Origin of the sequence: Marinobacterium mangrovicola, from assembly GCF_004339595.1 — a bacterium.
Classification (GTDB): Bacteria; Pseudomonadota; Gammaproteobacteria; order Pseudomonadales; family Balneatricaceae; genus Marinobacterium_D; species Marinobacterium_D mangrovicola.
This window is the reverse complement of sequence record NZ_SMFU01000009.1, coordinates 607,231-630,008: the sequence shown is the minus strand read 5'-3', so window position 1 is coordinate 630,008 and position 22,778 is coordinate 607,231. Positions and strand designations below refer to the sequence as shown.

22 protein-coding genes are annotated in these 22,778 nt (G+C 59.7%); 15 read left to right on the top strand and 7 right to left on the bottom strand.

Going from position 1 to position 22,778, the window contains the following annotated elements; all coding sequences use genetic code 11:
* Positions 1–63 precede the first annotated feature (63 nt).
* Positions 64–696 (top strand): TetR/AcrR family transcriptional regulator, encoded by a 633-nt coding sequence (locus CLV83_RS15395; protein ID WP_132294202.1) that lies wholly within the window; start codon positions 64–66, stop codon positions 694–696.
* On the opposite strand, the gene rsmD is transcribed toward CLV83_RS15395, so the two are convergent.
* Positions 682–1,299, bottom strand: coding sequence for a 16S rRNA (guanine(966)-N(2))-methyltransferase RsmD (gene rsmD, locus CLV83_RS15390; RefSeq protein WP_132294199.1), 618 nt, complete (start codon positions 1,297–1,299; stop codon positions 682–684). The two genes, CLV83_RS15395 and rsmD, sit on opposite strands and share 15 nt — an antisense overlap.
* A complete protein-coding gene (locus CLV83_RS15385; RefSeq protein ID WP_132294196.1) occupies positions 1,296–2,462 on the bottom strand; it encodes a hypothetical protein in 1,167 nt (388 codons plus the stop codon). Before CLV83_RS15385 ends, rsmD begins: the two co-directional genes overlap by 4 nt.
* A gap of 498 nt (positions 2,463–2,960) precedes the next feature.
* Between CLV83_RS15385 and ftsY the strand changes: the two genes are divergently transcribed.
* The 8 genes from ftsY to trmB all read left to right on the top strand — a co-directional run bounded on the left by ftsY (position 2,961) and on the right by trmB (position 9,372).
* The gene (ftsY, locus tag CLV83_RS15380) at positions 2,961–4,316 is read left to right on the top strand and encodes a signal recognition particle-docking protein FtsY (protein ID WP_424399129.1); all 1,356 of its coding nucleotides are present in this window, start codon (positions 2,961–2,963) and stop codon (positions 4,314–4,316) included.
* 17 nt (positions 4,317–4,333) lie between these two features.
* Positions 4,334–5,002 carry a cell division ATP-binding protein FtsE gene (gene ftsE, locus CLV83_RS15375; protein WP_132294193.1) on the top strand — a complete coding sequence of 223 codons (669 nt, stop codon included), beginning with the start codon at positions 4,334–4,336 and terminating at the stop codon, positions 5,000–5,002.
* A complete protein-coding gene (ftsX, locus tag CLV83_RS15370; RefSeq protein WP_132294190.1) occupies positions 4,992–6,005 on the top strand; it encodes a permease-like cell division protein FtsX in 1,014 nt (337 codons plus the stop codon). The genes ftsE and ftsX overlap by 11 nt, the downstream gene beginning before the upstream one ends.
* A 174-nt stretch (positions 6,006–6,179) precedes the next feature.
* On the top strand, positions 6,180–7,034 hold the full coding sequence (rpoH, locus tag CLV83_RS15365; RefSeq protein ID WP_132294187.1) for an RNA polymerase sigma factor RpoH: 855 nt from the start codon (positions 6,180–6,182) through the stop codon (positions 7,032–7,034).
* A gap of 125 nt (positions 7,035–7,159) precedes the next feature.
* Positions 7,160–7,543 carry a DUF423 domain-containing protein gene (locus CLV83_RS15360; RefSeq protein WP_132294185.1) on the top strand — a complete coding sequence of 128 codons (384 nt, stop codon included), beginning with the start codon at positions 7,160–7,162 and terminating at the stop codon, positions 7,541–7,543.
* A gap of 19 nt (positions 7,544–7,562) precedes the next feature.
* Positions 7,563–7,763: a sulfur carrier protein ThiS gene (gene thiS / locus CLV83_RS15355; RefSeq protein ID WP_104004781.1), complete on the top strand. Its 201-nt coding sequence runs from the start codon at positions 7,563–7,565 to the stop codon at positions 7,761–7,763.
* Positions 7,764–7,815: 52 nt separating this feature from the next.
* A complete protein-coding gene (locus CLV83_RS15350; protein ID WP_104004780.1) occupies positions 7,816–8,610 on the top strand; it encodes a thiazole synthase in 795 nt (264 codons plus the stop codon).
* Between the two features lie 60 nt (positions 8,611–8,670).
* Positions 8,671–9,372, top strand: a complete 702-nt coding sequence (gene trmB / locus CLV83_RS15345; protein WP_132294182.1) for a tRNA (guanosine(46)-N7)-methyltransferase TrmB — start codon at positions 8,671–8,673, stop codon at positions 9,370–9,372.
* A gap of 110 nt (positions 9,373–9,482) precedes the next feature.
* Here trmB and CLV83_RS15340 read toward each other — a convergent pair whose 3' ends face one another.
* Positions 9,483–9,884 (bottom strand): nuclear transport factor 2 family protein, encoded by a 402-nt coding sequence (locus CLV83_RS15340; RefSeq protein ID WP_207894912.1) that lies wholly within the window; start codon positions 9,882–9,884, stop codon positions 9,483–9,485.
* A gap of 168 nt (positions 9,885–10,052) precedes the next feature.
* On the opposite strand from CLV83_RS15340, the gene CLV83_RS15335 reads away from it, so the two are divergent.
* Genes CLV83_RS15335 through CLV83_RS15320 form a run of 4 tightly spaced genes read left to right on the top strand, consistent with a single transcriptional unit; the run spans position 10,053 to position 15,935 of the window.
* Positions 10,053–11,240 (top strand): ABC transporter substrate-binding protein, encoded by a 1,188-nt coding sequence (locus CLV83_RS15335; RefSeq protein ID WP_243642399.1) that lies wholly within the window; start codon positions 10,053–10,055, stop codon positions 11,238–11,240.
* Positions 11,241–11,298: 58 nt separating this feature from the next.
* Entirely contained in the window at positions 11,299–12,168 is an 870-nt protein-coding gene (locus CLV83_RS15330; protein WP_132294176.1) for a branched-chain amino acid ABC transporter permease, read from the top strand.
* Positions 12,169–12,174: 6 nt separating this feature from the next.
* Positions 12,175–14,700, top strand: coding sequence for a branched-chain amino acid ABC transporter ATP-binding protein/permease (locus CLV83_RS15325; protein WP_132294173.1), 2,526 nt, complete (start codon positions 12,175–12,177; stop codon positions 14,698–14,700).
* Positions 14,697–15,935 carry an amidohydrolase family protein gene (locus tag CLV83_RS15320; protein WP_132294170.1) on the top strand — a complete coding sequence of 413 codons (1,239 nt, stop codon included), beginning with the start codon at positions 14,697–14,699 and terminating at the stop codon, positions 15,933–15,935. The genes CLV83_RS15325 and CLV83_RS15320 overlap by 4 nt, the downstream gene beginning before the upstream one ends.
* Before the next feature lie 6 nt (positions 15,936–15,941).
* On the opposite strand, the gene CLV83_RS15315 is transcribed toward CLV83_RS15320, so the two are convergent.
* Positions 15,942–16,625, bottom strand: coding sequence for a GntR family transcriptional regulator (locus tag CLV83_RS15315; RefSeq protein WP_207894911.1), 684 nt, complete (start codon positions 16,623–16,625; stop codon positions 15,942–15,944).
* 188 nt (positions 16,626–16,813) lie between these two features.
* Positions 16,814–17,290, bottom strand: a complete 477-nt coding sequence (locus CLV83_RS15310) for a Spy/CpxP family protein refolding chaperone (protein ID WP_132294164.1) — start codon at positions 17,288–17,290, stop codon at positions 16,814–16,816.
* A 153-nt stretch (positions 17,291–17,443) separates the two neighbouring features.
* On the opposite strand from CLV83_RS15310, the gene CLV83_RS15305 reads away from it, so the two are divergent.
* On the top strand, positions 17,444–18,163 hold the full coding sequence (locus tag CLV83_RS15305) for a response regulator transcription factor (protein ID WP_132294161.1): 720 nt from the start codon (positions 17,444–17,446) through the stop codon (positions 18,161–18,163).
* Positions 18,160–19,461, top strand: coding sequence for a sensor histidine kinase (locus CLV83_RS15300; RefSeq protein WP_132294158.1), 1,302 nt, complete (start codon positions 18,160–18,162; stop codon positions 19,459–19,461). Before CLV83_RS15305 ends, CLV83_RS15300 begins: the two co-directional genes overlap by 4 nt.
* A gap of 10 nt (positions 19,462–19,471) precedes the next feature.
* Here the strand turns inward: CLV83_RS15300 and astA are convergent, their stop codons facing one another.
* Together astA and CLV83_RS15290 are read right to left on the bottom strand one after the other, a co-directional pair.
* Entirely contained in the window at positions 19,472–20,491 is a 1,020-nt protein-coding gene (gene astA, locus CLV83_RS15295; RefSeq protein WP_132294155.1) for an arginine N-succinyltransferase, read from the bottom strand.
* Positions 20,492–20,697: 206 nt separating this feature from the next.
* Entirely contained in the window at positions 20,698–22,770 is a 2,073-nt protein-coding gene (locus CLV83_RS15290; protein ID WP_132294152.1) for a putative bifunctional diguanylate cyclase/phosphodiesterase, read from the bottom strand.
* Positions 22,771–22,778: the final 8 nt, after the last annotated feature.

Sequence of the window (22,778 nt, the reverse complement as noted above, 5' to 3'; positions counted from 1 at the left end):
CCACGTAATTTACGTGGCTTAGTTAAGGTATAGCGAATATTAGCGCTTTCATGGAGAGAGGCTGTGGTCAGGCGTAGTCGCGAAGAGGCGGAAGCCACTCGCAAGGGATTGTTAGACAAGGCGTTAGAGCTGTTTGCGGCGGAGGGGACCGAAGCGGTCACCATGAAACGGATCGCCGCCGAGGCCGGGGTAACCCACGGCGCCATGTACTGGCACTTCCGTAACAAGAAAGATCTGCTCGAACAGTTGCATATCCGGGCGCATTGGCCGTTTGAAACTCACTACCTGGATCAGCGCCAGGCGGTGCAGCAGGATGCGCTTGAGGCACTGGAAAACTTTCTCCGCGCAGCGCTAGCCGACTTTTCCAGAAACACAGAGTTGCAGTGTCTGTACCGGCTTTTCCACTACGGTCGGGGACGTTCGCCGGAGTTGGCGGAAATGGCGCCGAGGCTGGACCAGGAGCTGGAAACCTGGCGCGATTTTATTCACTACTTCCTCAAACAGGCACGCAAACAGAAACAGTTGCGCAAAAAACTCGATCTGGAGCTGCTCAGCGACAGCCTGCTGATCGCCATTGTCGGTGCCATCGATCTCTGGCTGACGGCGCCGAAACGCTTCGATCTGCGTCAGCAGACCGATTATCTGCTGGCGATGCAGATCCAGGGGCTCAGAGTGCTGAAATCATCCATGGTCTGAACCGCACTCATAGAGTCGGTAACTGACCTGCCCAGCGTGCTTTTCCCGGTAGAGTGCCCAGTTCTCGGGCACTGCCGGCGCCCCCATCTCTTTCTCGCTTTCCACATAGACCATCGCGCGTTCTGCCAGCAGGTTGTGACTTTCCAGCATGGCGCATAACGGTGCGATCAGCCCCTTGCGGAACGGCGGGTCCATAAACACCAGGTCAAACCGCTCCGATTCATCTGTGGGTAGCGTCGACAGCCAGTCCAGCGCTGTGGCATTAACCACCTCAGCATTCTGTACCTTCAGCTTCTGCAGGTTTTCCTTCAGCGTCCGCGCCACCAGTGATGACTGATCAACGAAGGTAACGGAACCCGCACCGCGTGATAGAGCTTCCAGCCCCAAGGCACCGCTACCGGTACAGAGATCTACGCAACGCGCTCCCTCGGTGACCCCCTGCAGCCAGTTGAACAGGGTTTCCCTTACCCGGTCAGGGGTGGGTCTGAGGCCCTCGATGGCGGCGAAAGGAATACGGCGGCTACGCCAGTCTCCACCAATAATGCGAACGAATGCCTGATCGGCAGCTTCAGGACGTTTACGGGTGGGGTTGCGGCGGCTCATGATGGATTTCCAGTACTGGCAAAACGGATCTGCAGGCTCTGCCCGGGATCGAGAAGGTTCGTGATCAGGGCGCGGGCGGCGTCCAGATCGATAGTATTCAGTGTATCGCGAAACGCCTGATGGCTGTCCAGCGGCAGGTGATAAAGGCCTACCAGTTCCAGCCAGCGCTGCGGTTCCTCTGTGAGGATCTGATCATAGCGGCTTAACAGCGAGGCTCGGGTCTGTTCGAGCAGGTCCTTGCTCAACCCCCGGCTGGCCAATGAAGGATCTGCCAGCCAGGCGCGGGTGGTCGGAGAGGAAGGGAGAATCAGTGCCCGGTATCCGTTCTGTGCCAGTGGCTTCCAGGTCCAGCGGTAATCCATTTTACCGAAGTTCTGCGCCAGCAGCTGAGCCATCAGCTCCGCGCCCAGACGCTGGCGAGCGAGCTCCGCCCCATCCTTTGGGGCCGGCTGCCGCTGCCCGATGAGTGTCAGGCTTGCGTCGGGATTTCTGGGACTAACGTCCAGCCTTACACCGCCTGGTGTCCATGGGCGTGATGCAGCATTAGAGCCTGTCGTCGGCGCGGAACCTTCGGTCTTATCGATGTCGGCTGTCAGCAGCCAGACAGGCGTGGCTGCGAACAGGTCTGCGGTATCCGACAGCCGGTCACCCAGCGCGGCCAGCAGACGGCTTTCATCCTGTTGTGACGCCAGGTAGCGCTCAGCCTGGGCGCGCTTGCGCAGGGGCTCGCTATTGATCATCTCCAGCTGTTTGAGCCGGGTATAAAACTGTTCCAGCTGCTGCGCTGAGGGTGGTTGTTTCGCCTCAATATCGATTTTCAGATGCGTGGCGGCCTCGCTGACCTGCGCCCGCCAGCCCTGAGTGGAGAGCCAGTTTGTCATCGGGGCTTGGGAAAGCCGCTGCTGCACTGCCTGTATTTGTACCCGGGTATCGATCCAGGCCTGGTCGGTGAGTGTCTGCGGTAGGGGCAGCAGCAATTCAAGCTGGATATCGTCCTGCTCGTTTGGCAGCACGTAGGCCTGGAGTGCTGTGTCCCAGCGGATGTTGTCGATGGGGCGTTCACCGGCACCCTGCTGGAGAAAAAGAATCACGATCGGCAAAACCCAGACCAGAATCAGCAGGTAGCGGCGGTTAAAGAGTGGTTTATTTTTACTTTCGGCCACAGCCTTTTGCGGTCCTTCGGTTGGGTAAGCGTAACGCTATGTTAAGATAGCGCGCTTTAGACTCTCAATGAACGGGGCATATTCCGATTCCCCTTCAGTCACCCGGATATTACAGAATTTATGGAAGCACTCTACACCTGGATGCTCGATAACGGGCTGGATCCCAGTATTGTTCCCTACGCCTTTGGCGCCGTCACTTTTGTCATTCTGCTGGCTATCTTTTTCTACCTGCGCGGTGGCAAGGATAGTGGCGCTGACCAGTCGGTTGAGAAACCTGCTGAAGCCAAGCCGGTAGAAAAACCTGCCGAGCCGGAAAGCGCGGAAAAGCAGCCTGAAATCGTTGAGGAAAAGCCGGAAGAAGCTAAACCGGAAGATGCCGGGCGCGAAACTGCGCAGGTAGAAACCAGCGAAGCGGCTTCCGACGTGCTGAGCCAGGCGCGCACCGAAGCGGAAACGGCTGAAGCGGCCCGTGCCGACCTGGAAAAACAGCAGGAAGAGCTGGAAACTCAGGCCCAGGAAGCCCGTGAACAGGCGGAAGCTGAGCAGCAAGGGGAAAGCGCGCCGCAAGCCCCTGAGCCTGCGGTGGAAGAAAAAGCCGCGGAGCCTCCTGTTCAGCCAGCAGTGGTCGAGCAGCCGCAGGTTGAGGAAGAGACTCCTGCCAAGTCCAAGGCTGAAGAGACCGAAGTCGGTGAAGAAAAGAGTGCAGAGCAGGCTGAAGCGCCGAAAGAAGAGCTGAAGCCAGAGGAGCCGGTTGCAGAGCCGGAACCCGCGGCCAAGGCTGTTGAGCCCGAGCCCGAGCCCGAGCCCGAGCCCGAGCCCGAGCCCGAGCCCGAGCCCGAGCCCGAGCCCGAGCCCGAGCCCGAGCCCGAGCCCGAGCCCGAAGCTGCTCCTGCTCCTGCTCCTGCTCCTGTTCCCCAGGAACAGCCGGAGGTTCGCAAGAAGCGCCTGTTCGATCGCATCAAGAGCGGCCTGAGCCGCACCAAGGCGGGTCTGACCGAGCAGCTTGGCAGCCTGTTCATGGGCGCCAAGGAGATCGATGACGACCTGCTCGAAGAGATCGAAACCCTGCTGCTGATGGCGGACGTAGGTGTTGAGGCTACCACCGAGATCGTGACCCGCCTGACCGACCGTGTTGAGCGTAAACAGCTGAAGAATCCGGAAGCGCTGCGTGAAGCGCTGAAAGAGGAACTGGGCGACCTGCTTGGCGGCGTTGAGCATCCGCTGGTGCTGCCGGAAGATAAATCGCCGGCGGTGATCCTGATGGTTGGCGTCAACGGCGTGGGTAAAACTACCACCATCGGCAAGCTGGCCAAGCGTTATCAGAGCGAAGGCAAATCCGTCATGCTGGCGGCGGGCGATACTTTCCGTGCCGCAGCCGTTGAGCAGCTGCAGGTCTGGGGTGAGCGTAATAATGTACCGGTGGTGGCCCAGCATACCGGTGCGGATTCCGCATCTGTGCTGTTTGATGCGCTGCAGTCCGCCAAGTCGCGCGGTGTTGATGTGCTGATCGCTGATACCGCGGGCCGTCTGCAGAACAAGGACAACCTGATGCAGGAGCTGCAGAAGGTGGTACGCGTGATGCAGAAGATCGATCCGAGTGCGCCGCACGAAGTGATGCTGGTGCTTGACGCCGGTACCGGTCAGAACGCTATCAGCCAGGCCAAGCAGTTCAAGGAAGCGGTGGGTGTGACCGGTATTACCCTGACCAAGCTGGATGGTACCGCCAAGGGCGGCATTATCTTCGCCATCGCCAAGCAGTTTGGCCTGCCGATCCGCTTTATCGGTGTCGGTGAGCAGGTGGATGACCTGCGTCCGTTCGAAGCGGATGAGTTCGTACAGGCACTGTTCGACTAAACCGGGCTGGAGCACCCATGACCGCGATCCGTTTCAGTAACGTCGGTAAACGCTACCCCAATGGACACGATGCCCTGAAGGGAGTGAATTTCGACCTGCGTTCGGGGGAACTGGCGTTTCTGACCGGCCACTCCGGCGCCGGTAAAAGTACGCTGCTGAAGCTGATCATGCTGATGGAGCGGCCCAGCCGGGGTGAGGTCTGGGTCGGTGATCAGGATCTGGCGCGACTGCCGCGCAAGCAGATCCCGTTCCACCGCCGTCGCATCGGCGTGGTGTTCCAGAACCACCAGCTGCTGTTCGATCGCAGCATCTTCGAGAACGTGGCACTGCCGCTGCAGCTGTCCGGTTATGATCCAGTCGATGCGGCGCGGCGTGTGCGTGCGGCGCTGGACAAGGTAGGCCTGCTGTCGCGGGAGAAACTCAATCCGCTGACGCTGTCGAGCGGTGAACAGCAGCGGGTCGGCATCGCCCGTGCCATCGTGCACAAGCCGAAGCTGCTGCTGGCGGATGAGCCCACCGGTAACCTGGACCCGGCCCTGTCTGAGGACATCATGCATCTGTTCGAGCAGTTCAACAGCATCGGCACCACGGTGCTGATCGCGAGCCATGATCTTTCGCTGATTAACCGTATGCATCACCGTGTACTGACGCTGGCAGACGGCAGGATGGTGGCCGATGGCAACTGATAACCCGCAGCACAAAAACCAGAAGCAGGCCCGTAAGGCGCCACAGGCGCCGCGGCGCGGTGCGGTTCAGCACCGTATCGGCCTCGCGGACCGCACTCGCAGCTGGCGCCGCCATCATCGTGAGGTGGCGCGCCAGTCCTTCTTCCGGCTTTGGGCCACGCCTTTGGCCTCGCTCATGACCATGGCGGTACTGGCGATTGCGCTGGCGCTGCCCGGGTTTCTGTTCACGGCGTTGAAAAACCTGGATCAGCTTACTTCTGGCCTGGATACCGATCCGCATATCTCTCTTTACCTGAAGGTGGATTTGAGTGATGCACGGATCGACAGCTTCAGCCGTGAACTGCTGCTGCGCCAGGATCTGGCCTCGGTGGAGCTGATCAGCCCCGACAAGGGGCTGGAAGACTTCAAGCAGTACACCCGCTTTGACGATCTGCTCGACTTCTTCGATACCAACCCGCTGCCGGCGGTGATCACACTAATCCCCATGGCGCGGGACGCGGACGCTCTTGCACAGCTTCGCAACGAGCTGGCGCAGCTACCGGAGGTCGACGAGGCGCGGCTGGATCTGGAGTGGGTGCGCAGGCTGGGTGCCTTTATGGCGTTGGCCGAGCGCGGTGCCTGGGTACTGGGTGGCCTGCTGGCGCTAACTGTGCTGCTGGTGGTGGGTAACACTGTACGCATGACCATTGAGTCGCGCCGCGATGAGATTCAGGTCAGTAAGCTGGTGGGCGCCACTGATGCCTGGGTGCGCCGTCCCTTCCTCTACAGCGGTGTCTGGTTTGGCCTGTTTGGCGCGTTGATGGCCTGGTTGTTGGCGCAATTGGCACTGGCGCTGGTGTCCGAGCCTGTGCAGGCGCTGGCGGCGCTGTATCTGAACGGCTATGTTGTTCATGGACTGGGTGTCAGAGAATCGCTGACACTGTTGCTGACCGGCATGATTCTTGGGCTGGGTGGCGCCTGGCTCGCGGTGGGCCGTCATCTGAAAGACATAGAGCCGGGTTAGATTTATAGATTGAATAAGGGTATAGCCGACTTGAGCGCCGGGTTATTGCGTTTTTATCCACAGCGCGTTATTTTTTCTGGTCCGCGAATTAGCGGGAGTCTAAGGGCGGGAACTTTCCCGCAGATGACAGGGTCTTAGATTCGGATTTTAAATGCTAACGAGGTCACTCCTTTAATGGGTACGAGCTTACAGGTTGTTGAACAACTCTCACCGGGGCGCAATGTAGACGCTTACGTGCAGAGTGTGAGCACGATTCCGATCCTCACTGCTGAAGAGGAGCGTGAACTGGCCGAGCGTCTGCACTACCAGAGCGATCTGGAAGCGGCACGTCAGCTGGTGATGTCTCATCTGCGTTTCGTTGTACACATTGCACGTAGCTACTCCGGTTACGGTCTGCCGCTGGGCGACCTGATCCAGGAAGGTAACGTAGGCCTGATGAAGGCCGTCAAACGCTTTGACCCCACCATGGGTGTGCGACTGGTCTCCTTTGCGGTGCACTGGATCAAAGCGGAGATGCACGAATTTATTCTGCGTAACTGGCGCATCGTCAAAATTGCCACCACCAAGGCGCAGCGCAAGCTGTTCTTCAACCTGCGTTCGCAGAAGAAGGGCCTGGGCTGGATGAACAATGACGAGGTCAAGGCGATTGCCGATGATCTCGGTGTTGATGCGAAAACCGTACGTCAGATGGAAGGTCGTCTGGCCTCCAGCGATACCGCTTTCGATGCCCCCACAGACACTGATGAAGACAGTGCCTGGCAGGCGCCTGCCGCTTATCTTGAAGATATGAGCGGTGACCCGGCTGCACAGCTGGAAGCCTCCGATTGGGAAGAGAGCTCCCAGAAGGCGCTGATGGATGCGATCTCCGTACTGGATGAGCGTAGCCAGGATATTCTGATGCAGCGCTGGCTCAGCGAAGAGAAAGCCACCCTGCATGATCTGGCGGCCAAGTACGGCGTATCTGCCGAGCGTATCCGTCAGCTGGAAAAGAACGCCATGAACAAGATCAAGGTGGCGATGAGCGCCTGATCCTGGTTTTCCGGCAAGCGATAAAGAGGCCGCCGCACTCTCTGTGAGTCCGGCGGCCTTTGTTTTTTACGCCCGCCGGCGCGCGGCGTATACTATGGCCCCCAAACCGAATACCCGGAGAGAAGATGTCGGCCCGCCTGACCTTGCTGAGTGCTGCCTTGCTGGGTGCCCTGGCGGTTTGCCTGGGCGCATTTGCCGCACACGGCCTGCGTGATCAACTGACCCCGCGCATGCTGGAGGTCTTCCAGACCGGGGTAACCTACCAGTTCTACCATGTGTTCGCGCTGTTTGGCGTTGGCCTGCTGCTGCAGCGCCAGGACCGCCGTTTGCTGCGTGTCAGTGCGTCACTGTTTCTGATCGGTATGCTGTTGTTCTGCGGCAGTCTCTACCTGCTGGTCGCCACGGGCGTTCACTATCTGGGAATGGTTACCCCGGTGGGCGGAGTGCTGATGATTGCGGGCTGGCTGACGTTGGCCGGCGCCGTTGTCAAAGCTCTCCCGGAAAAATAGTTAATCAAGGTAAATCAGGATGCAGATACAGTTAAACGGTGAATCTTTCGATACCGCGGAAGGCGCCACCTTGGAGCATCTGGTTGAACAGCTGGGCCTTGTCGGCAAGCGGATCGCCATCGAGCTGAACATGGAGATTGTGCCGCGGGGCGAGCATGCCGAAACCGCGCTGAAAGAGGGCGATCAGGTTGAGGTGGTTCACGCCATCGGTGGTGGTTGAGCCGCGCCTGTCCAAGCCGTTCTCCAATCGAATTTATGCAGGGTAATAGACTATGTCAGAGCAACAGCTGAACGATAAATTGGTTATCGCTGGTAAAACCTACAACTCCCGTCTGCTGGTAGGTACCGGAAAATACAAGGATCTGCAGGAAACCGGCGCAGCGATCGCTGCCAGCGGCGCGGAGATCGTCACCGTGGCGGTACGCCGCACCAACATCGGCCAGAATCCCGATGAGCCGAACCTGCTGGATGTCGTCAGCCCGGACAAGTACACCATCCTGCCGAACACCGCCGGCTGCTACACCGCTGCCGATGCGGTACGTACCTGCCGCCTGGCCCGTGAACTGCTCGACGGCCACGACCTGGTGAAGCTGGAGGTACTGGGCGACCAGAAAACCCTCTATCCCAATATCATCGAAACCGTGCAGGCCGCCGAGACCCTGGTTAAGGACGGCTTCAAGGTGATGGTTTACACCAATGACGATCCCATCGTTGCCAAGCGCCTGGAAGAGATCGGCTGTGTCGCGGTGATGCCGCTGGGCTCCCTGATCGGTTCGGGCCTGGGTATCCAGAACCCGCACAACATCCGTCTGATCATGGAAGAGGCGCAGGTGCCGATCCTGGTGGATGCCGGTATCGGTACCCCTTCGGAAGCGACCATGGCGATGGAAATGGGTTGTGCCGGCGTACTGGTCAACTCCGCCATTGCCGGCGCGCAGAACCCGGTGCTGATGGCGCAGGCGATGCAGAAAGCCGTGCAGGCAGGCCGTGAAGCTTTCCTGGCGGTGCGTATGCCGCGTAAGGCTTATGCCAGTGCTTCCTCTCCGCTAGTTGGTACGATCAGCTAAGATTACCCAGACGCGGGTGCCGATGCGGCGCCCGCGCCCATACAAAGACAAGAGTTACCCATGAGCGAGACAGAACAGCAGCCGCGGCCGATGCGGCAGGTGCGCAGCTTTGTGGTGCGTGCAGGACGGATGACCGAAGGCCAGGAGCGGGCCCTGAAAGAGAACTGGCCTCTATATGGGCTGGAACTGAGTGGTGGCATGCTCGATTTCAGCGAGCTGTTTGGCGATGACCGTCCGGTAATACTGGAGATCGGCTTCGGCATGGGCGACTCACTGATCGAAATGGCGCGTCAGGCACCGGAGAAAGGCTTTATCGGCATCGAGGTGCACCCGCCGGGTGTCGGTCGTCTGCTCTCCCGCGTTCGGGAAGAGGGGCTGGAGAATATCCGCGTTTTCTGTGAAGACGCTATCGAAGTGCTGGCCCAGTGTATACCGGACGGTAGCCTTGCCGGTCTGCAGCTGTTTTTCCCCGACCCCTGGCCGAAGAAGCGCCATCACAAACGCCGCATCGTGCAGCCGGAGTTTGCCCAGAGCATCCGCAAGAAGCTGGCAATAGGTGGCGTTTTCCACATGGCCACCGATTGGGAAAACTACGCCGAGCATATGATGGAAGTGATGAGTGCCGCCGAAGGCTACCGCAATGCGGCCGGTGACGGTGAATTCTCACCTCAGCCGGAGTGGCGCCCCGTCACCAAGTTTCAGAAACGTGGCGAGAATCTCGGCCACGGCGTTTGGGACCTGATGTTCGAGCGTACCGAATAAAGCTTCCGGCGCATCTCCTGCCTGGGAGGTGCGCCTGTGCTTTTCTATTACTTTTTAGCTTCCTTCCTTTCTTTCTTCCTGCAGCTATCCCTGCTGCTATTCGTTCTGTTTCAGTCGCGGTTGATCGCCGGCTCCAGAATCCACTCCGCGCTGTCGTTCCAGACATCCATGCGCGTAATTTTCCCATTACGTACTTCGAAGCGATCCAGGTAGCGGTTGCCGGAGAAGCTGCGTCCATCCAGCCACTCGCCGTACAGCGTGCCGTTGGAGTAAACCACCACGTGATCGCCCTTGTCGCAGGCATCAAACTGACCCAGCTGCTTTTTGACCCAGCTGTAGCGAGATTTGTTGAACGCGGTGATCTCGTGGGCGCTGGGCATGGCGCGGCCACCGGTAAAGGTGATCTTCACGTCCTTGGCCATATAAGTGGCGGCGAGGACCGGATCGGGCTTCATGGAAGCATCGAGAAACTCACGAACTATTTCTACGGACATCTCTACGGCGTTTTGCATCTTATCTCTCCCGGTGAAGGCGTTTTGTGCACGATTTTAAGTGGCGGCGCACCCTGTTGGTGCCAAGTTCTGTGAATTACTAGCCAGATCGCTAGCATTTACTACGTTATTTTAATGGCATCTATATTGCTAGCAATAAATTAGCAATCAAACAGCGAGGAGATGTTCATGTCTAGCAAGCGAAGCATTCTGGGTAAGGGGCTCAAGGCGGCAGCCCTGGCAACAGCCGTCACTGCAGCGAGCGTATCCGCGCAGGCGGCTGAAACGATCAAGGTCGGTCTGGTGGCGGCCCTGTCCGGTCAGTCGGCTAAATCCGGTGAAGCGATCACACGGGGCCTGTCGGTGGCTATCGACGAGATCAACGCCAACGGCGGTGTGCTTGGCAAACAGATCGAGCTGGTGCGTCGTGATGATGAGAGCAACCCCTCTCGCGGTCTGCTCGCAGCCCGTGAACTGATCCAGAAAGAGGAGGTGGCGGTGATCTTCGGCGGTCTGGATACGCCGGTGTCCATGGCGCTGGTGCCGGTGATGAACCAGCTGAAGGTGCCGTACATGGGTACCTGGGCGGCGGGTACCGCGATTACCCACAACGGCGCGGAAGAGAACTACGCCTTCCGCGTCTCCGCTGTGGATGAAATCGTCGATGAAGCGCTGCTGCGTTACTCCATCAAGCACTACAACACTCAGAAGCCGGGCATGATGTTGATCAACAACCCCTGGGGCGAATCCAACGAAAGGGGTCTGATGAAGGCGATCGAGTCCCGGGATATGCCGATTGCCGGGCTGGAAAAGTTTGAATCCGGTGATGTGGACGTGGTGCCGCAGTTGACCCGCTTGAAAGAGGCCGGCGCCGATACTCTCTACATGGTGGGTAACGTGTCACCTTCAGCGCAGGTGGTGAAGTCCCTGGATCGTATGGGTTGGGACGTGCCGATCGTTTCCCATTGGGGCCCGGCCGGTGGCCGCTTCAGTGAGCTGGCTGGACCCAACGCCGATCGCGTCGAGTTTATCCAGACCTTCCTGTTCGCTCCCGAAGGTGAAGATCCCAAGGGCGATGCCGTCTTTGCCGCTTTGCAGGACAAGTATCCGGAGATCAAGACCCATGCGGACGTGACCCCGGCCGTGGGTATCGCCAACGCCTATGACGCCATGCACCTGGTGGCATTGGCGATGGAAAAGGCCGGCACCGTTGAGGGACCGGCACTGCGGGAAGGCTTTTACGCCATCGATGAGTATGAAGGCCTGATCAAGACCTACAGCAAGCCCTTCACTCCCGAAAACCAGGACGCCCTGGGCCCTGACGACTATGTGTTCGCACACTTCGTCGACGGCGCCATCGTACCGGTTTCCAAATAATAAAAAGCTCATTTAGAAAAAAGCCCGCCCCTGATCAGGGGCGTGGCGGGAGTCTGCAATGATAAGTGCCTCGATCATATCGGGCCTGGGGCTGGGCAGCATGTACGCGCTGCTGGCCCTGGGTTTCCACGTTACCTTTATCGTGTCCCGCACGGTTAACTTCGCCCAGGGCAGTGCCATGATGCTGGGAGCCGTGTTTGGCTTCACCCTGTATCAGACCTGGGGGCTGCCGCTCTGGCTGGCGGTGCCCATCGCGCTGATGCTGGCGGCGATCTATGGACTGGCGATCGAGCGCTTTCTGGTGCGGCCCTTTGCCTCCCGCGGTTCCGACGGCTGGCTGATGGCGACGGTAGCCGGCGGTATCCTTGTGGATAACCTGGTGCTGTTCACCTTCGGCAAGGAGCCGCGCCAGTTTCCCTCCGACTGGGCATCCAGCACTGTCGAGCTATTTGGCTCGGGTGTGTATATCCAGCAGTTGCTGATTCCCGCCATGGGGCTGCTGCTGGCGGCGGCCCTGATGCTGGTGAACCGTTACACCCGCCTCGGCAAGGTGCTGCAGGCCACGGTACAGAACCCGGATGCGGCATCGCTGATGGGGATTCGGGTGCCGCGGGTGATCTCCATCGCCTTTGCCGTATCCACGGTGTTGGCGGCCATCGCCGGCCTGCTGATCGCACCGCTGTTCAGCGTCTCCTCTGATATGGGCACGCTGTTCGGTCTGAAGGCTTTCGCCGTGGCGATTCTCGGCGGTATCGCCAGCGCGCCCGGTGTGCTGGTGGCCGGTCTGCTGTTTGGCGTGATCGAGGCGCTGGTGACGGCGCAGCTGGGCTCTGCATTTACCCAGATCATTACCTTCTCTCTGGTTATTGTCGCGCTCGCGCTGCGGCCCGACGGTCTGTTCGGTAAACGTCGACTGCTTAAGGTGTAACGCGTTATGACCCTGAATACTTCCATAGGACTGGCGGTCGTGGCACTGCTGGGCGCCAGTCTGAGTTTTATCGTCGACAGCTACAGCCTGCTGGTGCTGACGCTGTTTTGCCTCAGCGCCCTGGTGGCCACCGGGCTGAATATCCTGATCGGCCTCAGTGGTCAGATCTCCTTTGGCCATGTGGCTTTCTACGCCATCGGCGCCTACTGCGCCTCGCTGATGACGATGGCCGGTGTACCCTTTGGGCTGGCGCTGCTCAGTGCCGCGTTGCTGGCCGGTGTTTGCGGCGGTCTGCTGGCGATCCCTGCGTTGCGGGTGCAGGGGCCTTATCTTGCGATGGTGACCATCGCTTTCGCTTTCGTGGTCCATCACGGTCTGATGGAGTGGAAGGATCTTACCGGCGGCTCCAACGGCCTGATTGGCGTGCCTATGCCCAATTTCGGCGTTGTATCTTCGGAAACTGGTCTGGCGCTGACCTCGGTACTGCTGATGGTCGCCGGGCTCTGGTTTTACCAGCGACTCGCTCTGGGTCCCTGGGGTAAGGCGATGCGGGCCGCCAAGGGCTCGGAGACCGCGGCGCGCTCCATCGGCATCAACCCGATGGTGCCCAAGGCCTGGGCCTTTGCACTGTCAGCTGCGATGGCGGGCAGCGCCGGGGCGTTGATAGGGCCGCTGATGATGTTTATCAGCCCGAGTACCTTCCCGTTCTCCCAGTCGATCCTGTTTGTGCTGGCGGTGATCGTTGGCGGCAGCGGTTTCCTGTTTGGACCGGTGATCGGCGCGGCGGTGATCGTGCTGCTGCCGGAATTGCTCTCCGGCGTGGCTGAATATCGCCTGCTGGTGTTTGCCGGTTTCCTGCTGGCGGTGCTTTGGGCGGCGCCGAGCGGTTGTATCGGACTGATCCTGTCGCGGGTACGCCGCAAAGAGGGCGAACGGGTGCCGGCGCGGGCGGATGCCGGGGTGCTGGATTCGTTCCTGAACCCGTCACGCGGCTACGCCGGTGGCCTCTCTGTGGATAACATCGGCATCAGTTTTGGCGGTGTTAAAGCGGTACAGGGCGTCAGCTTCAACGCTCCTGAAGGGGAGGTGACCAGTATTATCGGCCCCAATGGCGCGGGTAAAACCACGGCGCTGAACCTGATCAGCGGCTTCTATACGCCAGACAGCGGCTCGGTGAAGCTGGAGTCTGAGCTGGCCGGACGCAACGCCTGGGATATCGCCCGCGCCGGGATAGCGCGAACCTACCAGACCACGCAGCTGTTTGAGGAGCTGAGCGTGATGGATAACCTGCTGATCGCCATGCGTAAGGGACAGCTGAGCCATCCGTTGGCGCAAGAGAGCAAGCGTGCCCGGGATATCGTGCGTAACCTGCTGGCGTTCACCGGCTATCGCGGTGAGCTGGATATCGCTGCCGGCAATCTGCCCCACGTGGACCGCCGCCTGGTGGAGATCGCCAGGGCACTGGCGATGGCGCCGCGGGTACTGCTGCTGGATGAACCCGCAGCGGGTCTGAGCCGCTCGGAAACCGACCAGCTCGGTGAACTGCTGAAGGCGATCGCCGGTTTCGGTATCGCGGTGATTATTGTCGAGCACGATATGCCGTTGGTGATGTCGGTGTCGGATTCGATACTGGTGCTGGATTCCGGCAAGCCGATCGCGCTGGGCACACCGGCCGAGATTCGCGATAACCAACAAGTGATAGCGGCTTATCTTGGCGGTACCGATTATGAAGGCCGGCCGCGTCAGCAGGCCTGGTCAGGACCTGCCGATCACACCCTGTTTGTGAAGGATCTGCAGCTCGATTACGGCGCAGCGCCGGTGGTGTTCGATGTGAACCTGGTGGTTAAACCCGGTGAATGCGTGGCGATCCTCGGTGCCAACGGCGCCGGCAAGTCCAGCATCATGCGTGCGCTGGCAGGTCTGCACCGGCCGGTGCAGGGCAGTATTCTGCTCAACAACGAGAGCATCGACAGGCTCGATGCCAGCGGCATCAGCAGCCAGGGGCTGGCGCTGGTGCCGGAAGGGCGTCAGGTGTTCCCGGAGCTGAGTGTGCGTGACAACCTGCTGATGGGCGCTTTCCAGCGGGACTTCCGCAAGGAGGATGAAAGTTCAGATGAGGCTGTCGAAGCGGTGCTTAAGCGCTTCCCCCGACTGCGTGATCGTATCGACCAGCCGGCGGGGCTGCTCTCCGGCGGTGAGCAGCAGATGGTGGCGATCGGCCGTGCGCTGATGGCCAAACCCACGCTGCTGCTGCTCGATGAGCCTTCGCTGGGTCTGGCACCGGCCATGATCCGTGAGCTGTTCGAGGTGCTGGCCAGCCTGCGTGACGAAGGCATCACCATCCTGCTGGTGGATCAGATGGCCAACCTGGCGCTGACCCTGGCGGACCGCGCTTACCTGCTGGAGACCGGGCGTATCGTCAAGGCCGGTAGCGCAGAGGAACTCAGCAAGGACAAGGCGCTGGAAGCGGCTTATCTGGGCCAGGGCGATACAGAAAAAAATAAAGAGAAAGACGGGGAGGATGCCGCATGAGTCTGACCCGTTTTATCAATCTGCGCCTGCCAGAAAGCCCTGATCAGCTCAGCGAGCTCTGGGTCGACGCCAGTGGCCATTTTATCGCCCCGCCTGAAGACGGTGCGGCTGATGCCGAGTTCGATCTGGAGGGCCAGCTGGTGCTGCCGGGCCTGATCGAAACCCATGTACATCTGGACAAGGCGTGCATCATGGATCGCTGCCGTCTGGTGGAAGGGTCGCTGCAGGAGGCGATCAGCGAGACCTCAAAGGCCAAGCAGGCGTTCGATCCAGAGGATATCTATCAGCGCGGCCGGGAGACCCTGGAGAAGGCGATTCTGCAGGGTACTACCTGGATGCGTACCCATGTGGAGATCGACCCGGTAATCGGCTTGCAGGGGCTGGAGGCGATCCTGCGGCTAAAGCAGGAGTACCGCTGGGCGATCACCCTGCAGGTCTGTGTTTTTCCACAGGAAGGGATGTTTAATAATCCCGGCACCGAGGCGCTGCTGCTTGAAGCGCTGGATCTTGGTGCCGATCTGCTGGGCGGCTGCCCCTATACCGATAGCGAGCCGGTGGCGCAGATCGAGCGCCTGTTCGATATTGCGGTGGAACGCGATCTGGATCTGGATTTCCACCTGGACTTCGACCTGGATCCGGCCAACAGCCTGATTCCGGCGGTGGTGGACGTCTGCTTGCGACGCCAGTGGCAGGGGCGGGTCACCATCGGCCACGCTACCAAGCTGTCGGCCCTGCCGCCGGCACGGCTGGCCGAGGTCGCCACCAGCCTGGTGAAAGCGGGTATCGCGGTGACGGCGCTGCCGGCTACCGATCTTTACCTGAACGGACGTGGGCATGACCATCTGGTGCCGCGGGGTGTGAGTCCACTGCACCGGCTCAGCGATGCCGGGGTTTGCTGCTCTATCTCCACCAACAATATCGGCAATCCGTTCACGCCGTTCGGCGATATGTCACTGGTGCGCCAGGCGAATCTCTTTGCCAACCTGGCCCAGCTGGGTACGCCGGCGGACTTCGAGCGCTGCCTGGATTGGGTATCGGTGGAGTCGGCGCGACTGCTGGGGCTGGACCGCTATGGCCTCAAACCGGGCTGCCGTGCCGACTTTATTACCCTGACAGTGGATAACCGCGCGGGAGTGGTGCGTGACCTGAGTCAGCCGACGCAGGGCTTCAAGGGTGGACAACAGACCTTCACCCGGCCACAGCCGCAGCTGCTTAGGCCGGAGAGGTTCGTTTAAGCGGTGTTATTCCGCCGTTGTGAGCAGGGTCTGGAGGCTGTCAGGTGAAGCCTGATAGCTGGACAGATCCAGCTCGCTCTCAAGGTGGTTGAGGTGCTCGATCATCAGCTCATGGGCTCTTGAGCGGTCACCCTTCGCCAGGGCGGCGATGATCTGGCCATGTTCATCGTGCTGGCAGGGCGGTTGGTCATTGCGCTGGTAAAGACTGACGATCAGCGAGCTGCGCGTCATCAGGTTCTGCAGGATCTCGCGCAGCACCGTATTCTCGGAAATCTCCGCCAGCAGCAGGTGAAAGTCGCTCAGCGAGCGCACGATATCGCGACGGTCTTCGCCGTCGGTGGCCTGCTTTTCCCGCGCCATATGCGCATCGATGCGGTCGCGGTTACGCTCCAGCTTCTCCTGGGTGATCGCTTCCACGATGCCGCGCTCCACTGCCCTGCGGGCGGCGAACACGTCGCGCGCTTCCTGCGCAGTGGGCTTGGCCACGCTGGCCCCACGGTTCGCTTCGATGGTAACGATATGCAGCATCGACAGTCGCTGCAGTGCCGCCTGCACATGGTTGCGGTTGGCATCCAGAGCCTCGACCAGCTGCGCTTCGACCAGGCGCATACCGGGCGGGAGTTTATGCTGGGCGATCGCCTGGGAAAGGCGTTCAATAATACGGTTTATTTCACGTTGCTTGGGTGTCACGGGCCGACTCACGAATCGATAAAGCCAATATAAAACAATGACAGGAACGGGGTTCCGGATACTGCGCAGCAAATGATAGCAGAAAGTGCTAGCACAGTAGTTGATTCCGGTGGGACTCTTTCGACCAGGCAACGTAAAACGGCCGGTATAAGACCGGCCGTTTTGGCTTTAGCTACAGATCTGGCTACTTAGCGATCGCAGTCACGCTCGCCGCGTTCGCCATGATGGCCCTTGAAGTCACCTTTGCGGTGTTCGCCGCCATGTTTACCACCGCGCTCTGCGCGCATCTCCTGGAACTGCTGCATCTGTTCCGGCGTCAGGATCTCTGCCATCTTGGCGTGCATGTCGGCGCGCTGCTGGATACGCTCTGCCACCTGAGCCTGGGTCTGTTCGATCAGCTTCTGCACGTCGGCCTGGTAAGTGTCAGAGGTCGGGTCCAGGTCTTTCAGGCCACCCTTGTGGTCGCGCATTTCGCCACGCATCTCCTGGCGGGCTTCGCGCTGCTCATCCCAGAGTGCTTTCATCTGGGTCTGCTGCTCTTCACTCAGGCCCAGCTTGCTGGCCATACGGTCGCGGTACTCGCCTCTTTCGTGGGCGATGGCTACGCCGGTCAGGGAGCTGGCCAGCAGGGCTGCGGTGATACCGCCGATAATCAGTTTACGCATGATGTTTCTCCTTGCTCTCTCACTTGTTGATGGCCTCAGTATGCGAGGAGTCACTGCTAAGTTGGGTTAGCAGGGAGTAAAGTTTGGTAAAGGCCGCCCCGCAGGCGGTTTGACGGCTTAATATGCACTCATGAGAAGTTTTAAGGAGCGAGTGTGAGTACCGAGCGGCTGCTGATTATTGATGATGACCGGGATCTCTGCGATCTGCTGAAAGACTACCTGAGCCATGAGGGTTATCGGGTGGATGCCTGTAATTCCGCCGAACAGGCGCTGGAGCTGCTGGGCGATGGCAGTGACTGGGATCTGTTGGTGCTGGATATCCAGATGCCCGGTGCCAGCGGCCTGGAGCTGCTGCAGCAGTTGCGCCCGCGGATTCAGACACCGGTGATCATGCTCACCGGGCGCGGTGATGAGATCGATCGTATTCTCGGCCTGGAGATGGGCGCTGACGATTATCTGGGCAAGCCCTGTAACCCCCGTGAGCTGCTGGCGCGGGTGCGTGCGGTATTGCGGCGCTCTTCACTGCAGGAGCAACCAGTGCAGAAGAGCCTGTTCCCGGAAAAACCGGTGGAAGCCTTTGGTATCCGCCTCGATCCCGGTGCCCGGGAGATTCTGGTCGGCAGCGAGTCTGTTGATTTGACCAGTGCCGAGTTCAACGTGCTGGCGTATCTGATGAACAGCGCCGGCACGGTGATGAGCAAGGAGCAGCTCACCGAGCTGGTGCTGCACCGCAAACTCACCGCCTATGACCGGGCGCTGGATGTACATGTGAGCCGGGTACGGCAGAAGCTGGCTGCGTTATTGGGACCTGAGCAGGAGCTGATCAAGACGGTGCGTGGCCAGGGTTATCAATTCCTCAAGGGTAAGGCATGAGCTGGCATCGTAAACTGTTCTGGAAAATCTTCCTGGTCATCTGGCTGATCAGTGCGGCGGGTACCGGCCTGGCTGTGATCGGTATCTTGAATATAGCCGAGGAGCGCCAGAACAAAGAGCTGCTGGAAACCCGGGCGCTGGGGCAGGCGCGGCTGATGCTGGAGTGGGAGGACCGGGGTGATCGTCGGCATCATGATGATGACGAGGACGATCATGATGGCCACCGACGGATGATTCCGCTGTGGATATTCGACGCCGAGAGTGGTGTGCAGTTGCAGGGGCCGGATCGCAGACCTCCCCGTGAGTCGAGCGCGCTCAGCTTCGCTATGGAGGGCCTACAGGGAGAGCCGTTGAGGGTGGTCGTGCATGCCCCCCGCACTGGCTTGTATCTGAAAAAGATTCTGGGTTTTCTGGTGTCGGTACAGGCGGTGATCGTGCTGCTGGTATCAGCCGTTGCGGCGTTGTTCCTCTCCTGGCTGATTGTTCGGCCGATCAACCAGCTGCGTGCCCACGCCAAGGATCTTTATCACAATCAAAATCTGAGCACCCGGGCGAGCACCCGGCTGAGCCAGCGCCGCGATGAGATCGGCGAGCTGTCGCGGGAGTTCAATGCCATGGCGGGCTACGTCGAGGATACGTTGACCGCTCAGCAGCGCCTGCTGCAGGACGTCTCCCATGAGCTGCGGGCACCTCTGGCGCGATTGCAGGTCGCGGCAGGCCTTGCCGAGCAGAGGCTCGGTGAAGATGACCCCACCGCCAGCCGCATCAACCGGGAGTGTGAGAAGCTGGACGGTCTGATCGACAAGATACTTTCCCTGTCGCGGCTTGATCAGGTTGAGCCTGGTGGCGAGCCTTTTGTGTTACAGGAGCTGTTCGATGAGCTGCGTGCCGATGTGGACTTTACCCAGCCGGAGCGGCCTATCCAGGTCAGTGTGAATCCGCCTGCACTGCGTCTGGCGCTGAACGATGAGCTGTTGCGCGGCGCACTCGCCAACCTGGTCAGCAATGCACTGAAATACACCGATGCGGATACGTTGCTGGAGATCCGGGCAGCCCGGGTCGCGGAGGGTGTAAGACTGTGGGTGAGAGATCGGGGGCCAGGTGTCAGTGAGGACCTGCTGGCACGCATGACCGATCCGTTTGTCCGTGGCGGCGGTGATTGCGAGGGGTACGGTCTGGGCCTCAGTATCACCCGGCGGGCGGTTGAGCGGCTTGGCGGTAGCCTGAGTCTCAGCAACCATCCCGATGGTGGCCTGGAGTGCGTGGTGATCCTGCCAAAATCTGTAGTCCTGACCTAAAGCTCAAAGCTCAAAGCTTGAGCAGGCGGGCCTCGTCTCCCTCCTTCAGTGAGAGGGCGTTGGCCTGCTCCTCTGTCAGTCTTACGCTCTTCCTGTCCGGGCTAAGCGCAGTCATCAGGCAGCGAAAGCCGGTGGTTTCGGTGTTGGCGACCAGATGACGTTTGGCGCCCTCCGGAGGCGGTGATGCGTCCAGAATGACGCGGGCACGGCGGCTCTTGTTGATTGCGCGGATGTTTCCCTGCCGGGCTGCCAGGGTGGGCCCGGCATCAAAAATATCGATGTAGTTCTCAAATCTGAATCCCTCCCGCTTGAGCATTTCGCAGGCGGGTTCGGTGTTCGGGTGCACTTTGCCGATGACCGCCTGAGCCTCTTCCGGCAGCAGGTGAATGTAGATCGAGTGCTTTGGCATCAACTCGGCGATAAAGACCTTGTTCCCGGCACCGGTCAGGTAATCCGCCTGGTCATAATCCATGGAAAAGAAGCGGCGGCCCAGCCCCTCCCAGAAAGGGTTGGTGTGCTGCTCATCGGTAAAACCGCGCATTTCGGCTATAACCCGGTCATCAAAGCGGCTGGCATGTTCCGCCATAAACAGGAAGCGCGCCTTGGAGAGGAGTACGCCCTGACCGCTGCGGCGATATTTGGGCCGCATATACAGGGTGCAAAGTTCGGAGCTCCCGGTGTAGTCGTTACACAGGTTCAGCGTCTTGAATTCGTTGTAGACGCCCAGCTCCCGCGAGGAGTGCACGATCGTCCCGACATGGTAGTGGTAGAACGGCATATCCAGCCCCACCGCGGCCGTAATGCCGCAGGTGCCTGCGATCTCGCCGCTGTCTGTGTCCACCAGCACAAATAGATAGGTTTCCGGGCCGGGCGCGGCGTTACTGCGGCCCAGGGTATCCACCGACTGACGGATTTTGCTGGCGAGAAAATCGGCATCGCCCGGCAGGGAGGTAAAGCCGGGACCGGACTCTTCAGCGATCTGTAGCAGTACATCCAGGTCCGGTTGCTGAATCGGGCGGATAAGGAACATGGGCCATCTCCATAAATTCCTGTTGATCACAGAAAGTTTAGTCCGCTTGCTGTCGTTTATGGCCAGTTTTGGGGTTTATGGATCTGGATAACTCTGTGGCTTTGTTATGTAAATAGAATGGATCTTTTTAAAAATCCATTAATTTACAAAAGGTTGCGGTTATTTTGCAGGAGCCGGCAAATGTGGATAAGTTTTTCCGGGCAGGTTCAGGGATAAAGCTGGGATGAGGTTTCCCGGCTGTATCGCTGGACAATATCTTCAAACGGCAGTGGTTTGTCGAACAGGAAGCCCTGACCCACGGGACAGCCGGAATTGAGCAGAAACTGGTGCTGCTCCTGGGTTTCGATGCCTTCGGCGAGTACATGGAGCCCCAGTTGGCGGGCCATCAGAATGATGGTCGAGGTGATCGCCAGATCGTCACGGTCGTCTGGCAGGTCCTGGACAAAAGAGCGATCGATCTTGAGCACCTGGACCGGCATCTTTTTCAGATAACTCAACGAGGAGTAGCCGGTGCCAAAGTCGTCGATGGCCAGGGTGACACCCAGATCACGCAGCTTTTGCAGCATTACCAGGGAGTCTCTGTAGTTGTTCATCATCAGCCCCTCGGTGATCTCCAGTTCCAGGAATTCGGCCGGGAGGCCGGTCTCTTCCAGTACCGACCTGACGGTGGCGACCAGGCCCAGATCATCAAACTGGCGTGCGGAGAGGTTCACCGCCACGCGGAAGGGGGTGTCGAGTTGCTGGCGCAGCTGGGCGGCGTGGCGACAGGCCTGCAGCAGTACCCAGCGGCCGATCTGGATAATCAGACCGGTCTCTTCGGCCATGGGGATAAATTCAGCGGGAGAGATGGGTCCCTCTATCGGATGGTGCCAGCGCAGCAGCGCCTCTATACCCACCAGCGTGCCGCTGCCCAGATCGATCTGCGGCTGATAAAGCAGCCTGAGTTCTCCCCGGTCCAGCGCCTGACGCAGGTCGTGCTCCAGCGTCAACGCCCGATGTGCCTCGGTGTTCATTTCGGGGCTGTAGAACTGATAGGTGTTGCGACCCACATGTTTGGCCCTGTACATGGCCAGATCGGCATTACGCAGCAGGCTGCTGACATCCATTGCATCGATACCGAGCAGGGTGATCCCGACGCTGACGGTGACCTGTATCTGGTGCGTGCCTATGTCCAGCGGCTGCGCCAGCAGCTCGATGATATCGTCGCAATAGTTGCGGATCGCATCGATTGAACTGAGATTGTGCAGCAGCACGGTGAATTCGTCACCGCCGAGGCGGTGGACCGTATGTGGTGCATTGATACAGAACCTGAGACGGCTGGCGACAGTACGCAGCAGAGTATCCCCGGCCTCGTGTCCCATGGTGTCGTTGATCTTCTTGAAGTGGTCCAGGTCGAGCAGCAGCAGCGCGCTGATGTTCTCCCCGGGGGAGTGCAGCATCTCTTCCAGATGATCGCGGAAGTTACGGCGGTTACCCAGGTCGGTCAGTGGATCGAAGAAGGCCAGCCGCTCCATCTGCTGCTGATGCTCTTTCAGCTGGGTGATGTCGTCGCTGACTGAGACGATATTGGTTAGCTTGCCATTCTCGTCCAGAATCGGAGAGATCGACTGCAGGCTCCAGTACAGCTCGCCGTCTTTGCGCCGGTTGTGCAGGGTACCACGCCATTTGCGGTGGCTCAGCACCGTGGCCCAGAGGTTGGCATAAACCTCACCGGGCGTATTGCCGGACTTGAGAAACGACGGTTGGCGCCCGATCACTTCGGACAGGGTGTAGCCGCTGATATCGGTAAAGCGCGAGTTGATATACTCGATTCGGCCCTTGGAGTCGGTGATAACCACCGCGCTGCCACTGTTTTCCACTGCGTTGGAGAACTGCTTGAGCTCCAGCTCCCGTTGCCGGTGAATGCGTTCATCAAGGACCAGTACCAGGGCGGCGATCACCTGCCCACTGTCATCACGCACTGCCGAGCCATGCAGTTCCAGATCCAGAGAATCTTCGTCGCGAACGCGGTAGTGAGTCAGTGAGAAACCATTTCGCTCGCTGCTGAACACTGAACCCAGGCGACAGATAAGATCGGGGCTGGAGGCGCTGTCGAGAAAAACAGCGGCGGGCTGGAGCAGCGGTACGGGGAGGGAGAGCAGTGATGACGCCGATCGGTTGGTCGCCAGGCAGTATCCTTGCCGGTCAAGCAGGCAAGCCCCCAAAGGGGAGGCTTCCAAAGCGTCCAGCGCGCACTTGGCTACTGCACTTAACTGACCCTGGTCAGGTTTCCTTGCCACCGAACGCT

What these genes read in the sequence shown, in the direction of transcription:
- rsmD (WP_132294199.1), bottom strand. Translation starts at nt 1,299, where the DNA reads ATGAGCCGCCGCAACCCCACCCGTAAACGTCCTGAAGCTGCCGATCAG.
- ftsE (WP_132294193.1), top strand. Translation starts at nt 4,334, where the DNA reads ATGACCGCGATCCGTTTCAGTAACGTCGGTAAACGCTACCCCAATGGA.
- ftsX (WP_132294190.1), top strand. Translation starts at nt 4,992, where the DNA reads ATGGCAACTGATAACCCGCAGCACAAAAACCAGAAGCAGGCCCGTAAG.
- rpoH (WP_132294187.1), top strand. Translation starts at nt 6,180, where the DNA reads ATGGGTACGAGCTTACAGGTTGTTGAACAACTCTCACCGGGGCGCAAT.
- CLV83_RS15360 (WP_132294185.1), top strand. Translation starts at nt 7,160, where the DNA reads ATGTCGGCCCGCCTGACCTTGCTGAGTGCTGCCTTGCTGGGTGCCCTG.
- thiS (WP_104004781.1), top strand. Translation starts at nt 7,563, where the DNA reads ATGCAGATACAGTTAAACGGTGAATCTTTCGATACCGCGGAAGGCGCC.
- CLV83_RS15350 (WP_104004780.1), top strand. Translation starts at nt 7,816, where the DNA reads ATGTCAGAGCAACAGCTGAACGATAAATTGGTTATCGCTGGTAAAACC.
- trmB (WP_132294182.1), top strand. Translation starts at nt 8,671, where the DNA reads ATGAGCGAGACAGAACAGCAGCCGCGGCCGATGCGGCAGGTGCGCAGC.
- CLV83_RS15340 (WP_207894912.1), bottom strand. Translation starts at nt 9,884, where the DNA reads ATGCAAAACGCCGTAGAGATGTCCGTAGAAATAGTTCGTGAGTTTCTC.
- CLV83_RS15335 (WP_243642399.1), top strand. Translation starts at nt 10,053, where the DNA reads ATGTCTAGCAAGCGAAGCATTCTGGGTAAGGGGCTCAAGGCGGCAGCC.
- CLV83_RS15330 (WP_132294176.1), top strand. Translation starts at nt 11,299, where the DNA reads ATGATAAGTGCCTCGATCATATCGGGCCTGGGGCTGGGCAGCATGTAC.
- CLV83_RS15325 (WP_132294173.1), top strand. Translation starts at nt 12,175, where the DNA reads ATGACCCTGAATACTTCCATAGGACTGGCGGTCGTGGCACTGCTGGGC.
- CLV83_RS15320 (WP_132294170.1), top strand. Translation starts at nt 14,697, where the DNA reads ATGAGTCTGACCCGTTTTATCAATCTGCGCCTGCCAGAAAGCCCTGAT.
- CLV83_RS15310 (WP_132294164.1), bottom strand. Translation starts at nt 17,290, where the DNA reads ATGCGTAAACTGATTATCGGCGGTATCACCGCAGCCCTGCTGGCCAGC.
- CLV83_RS15300 (WP_132294158.1), top strand. Translation starts at nt 18,160, where the DNA reads ATGAGCTGGCATCGTAAACTGTTCTGGAAAATCTTCCTGGTCATCTGG.
- astA (WP_132294155.1), bottom strand. Translation starts at nt 20,491, where the DNA reads ATGTTCCTTATCCGCCCGATTCAGCAACCGGACCTGGATGTACTGCTA.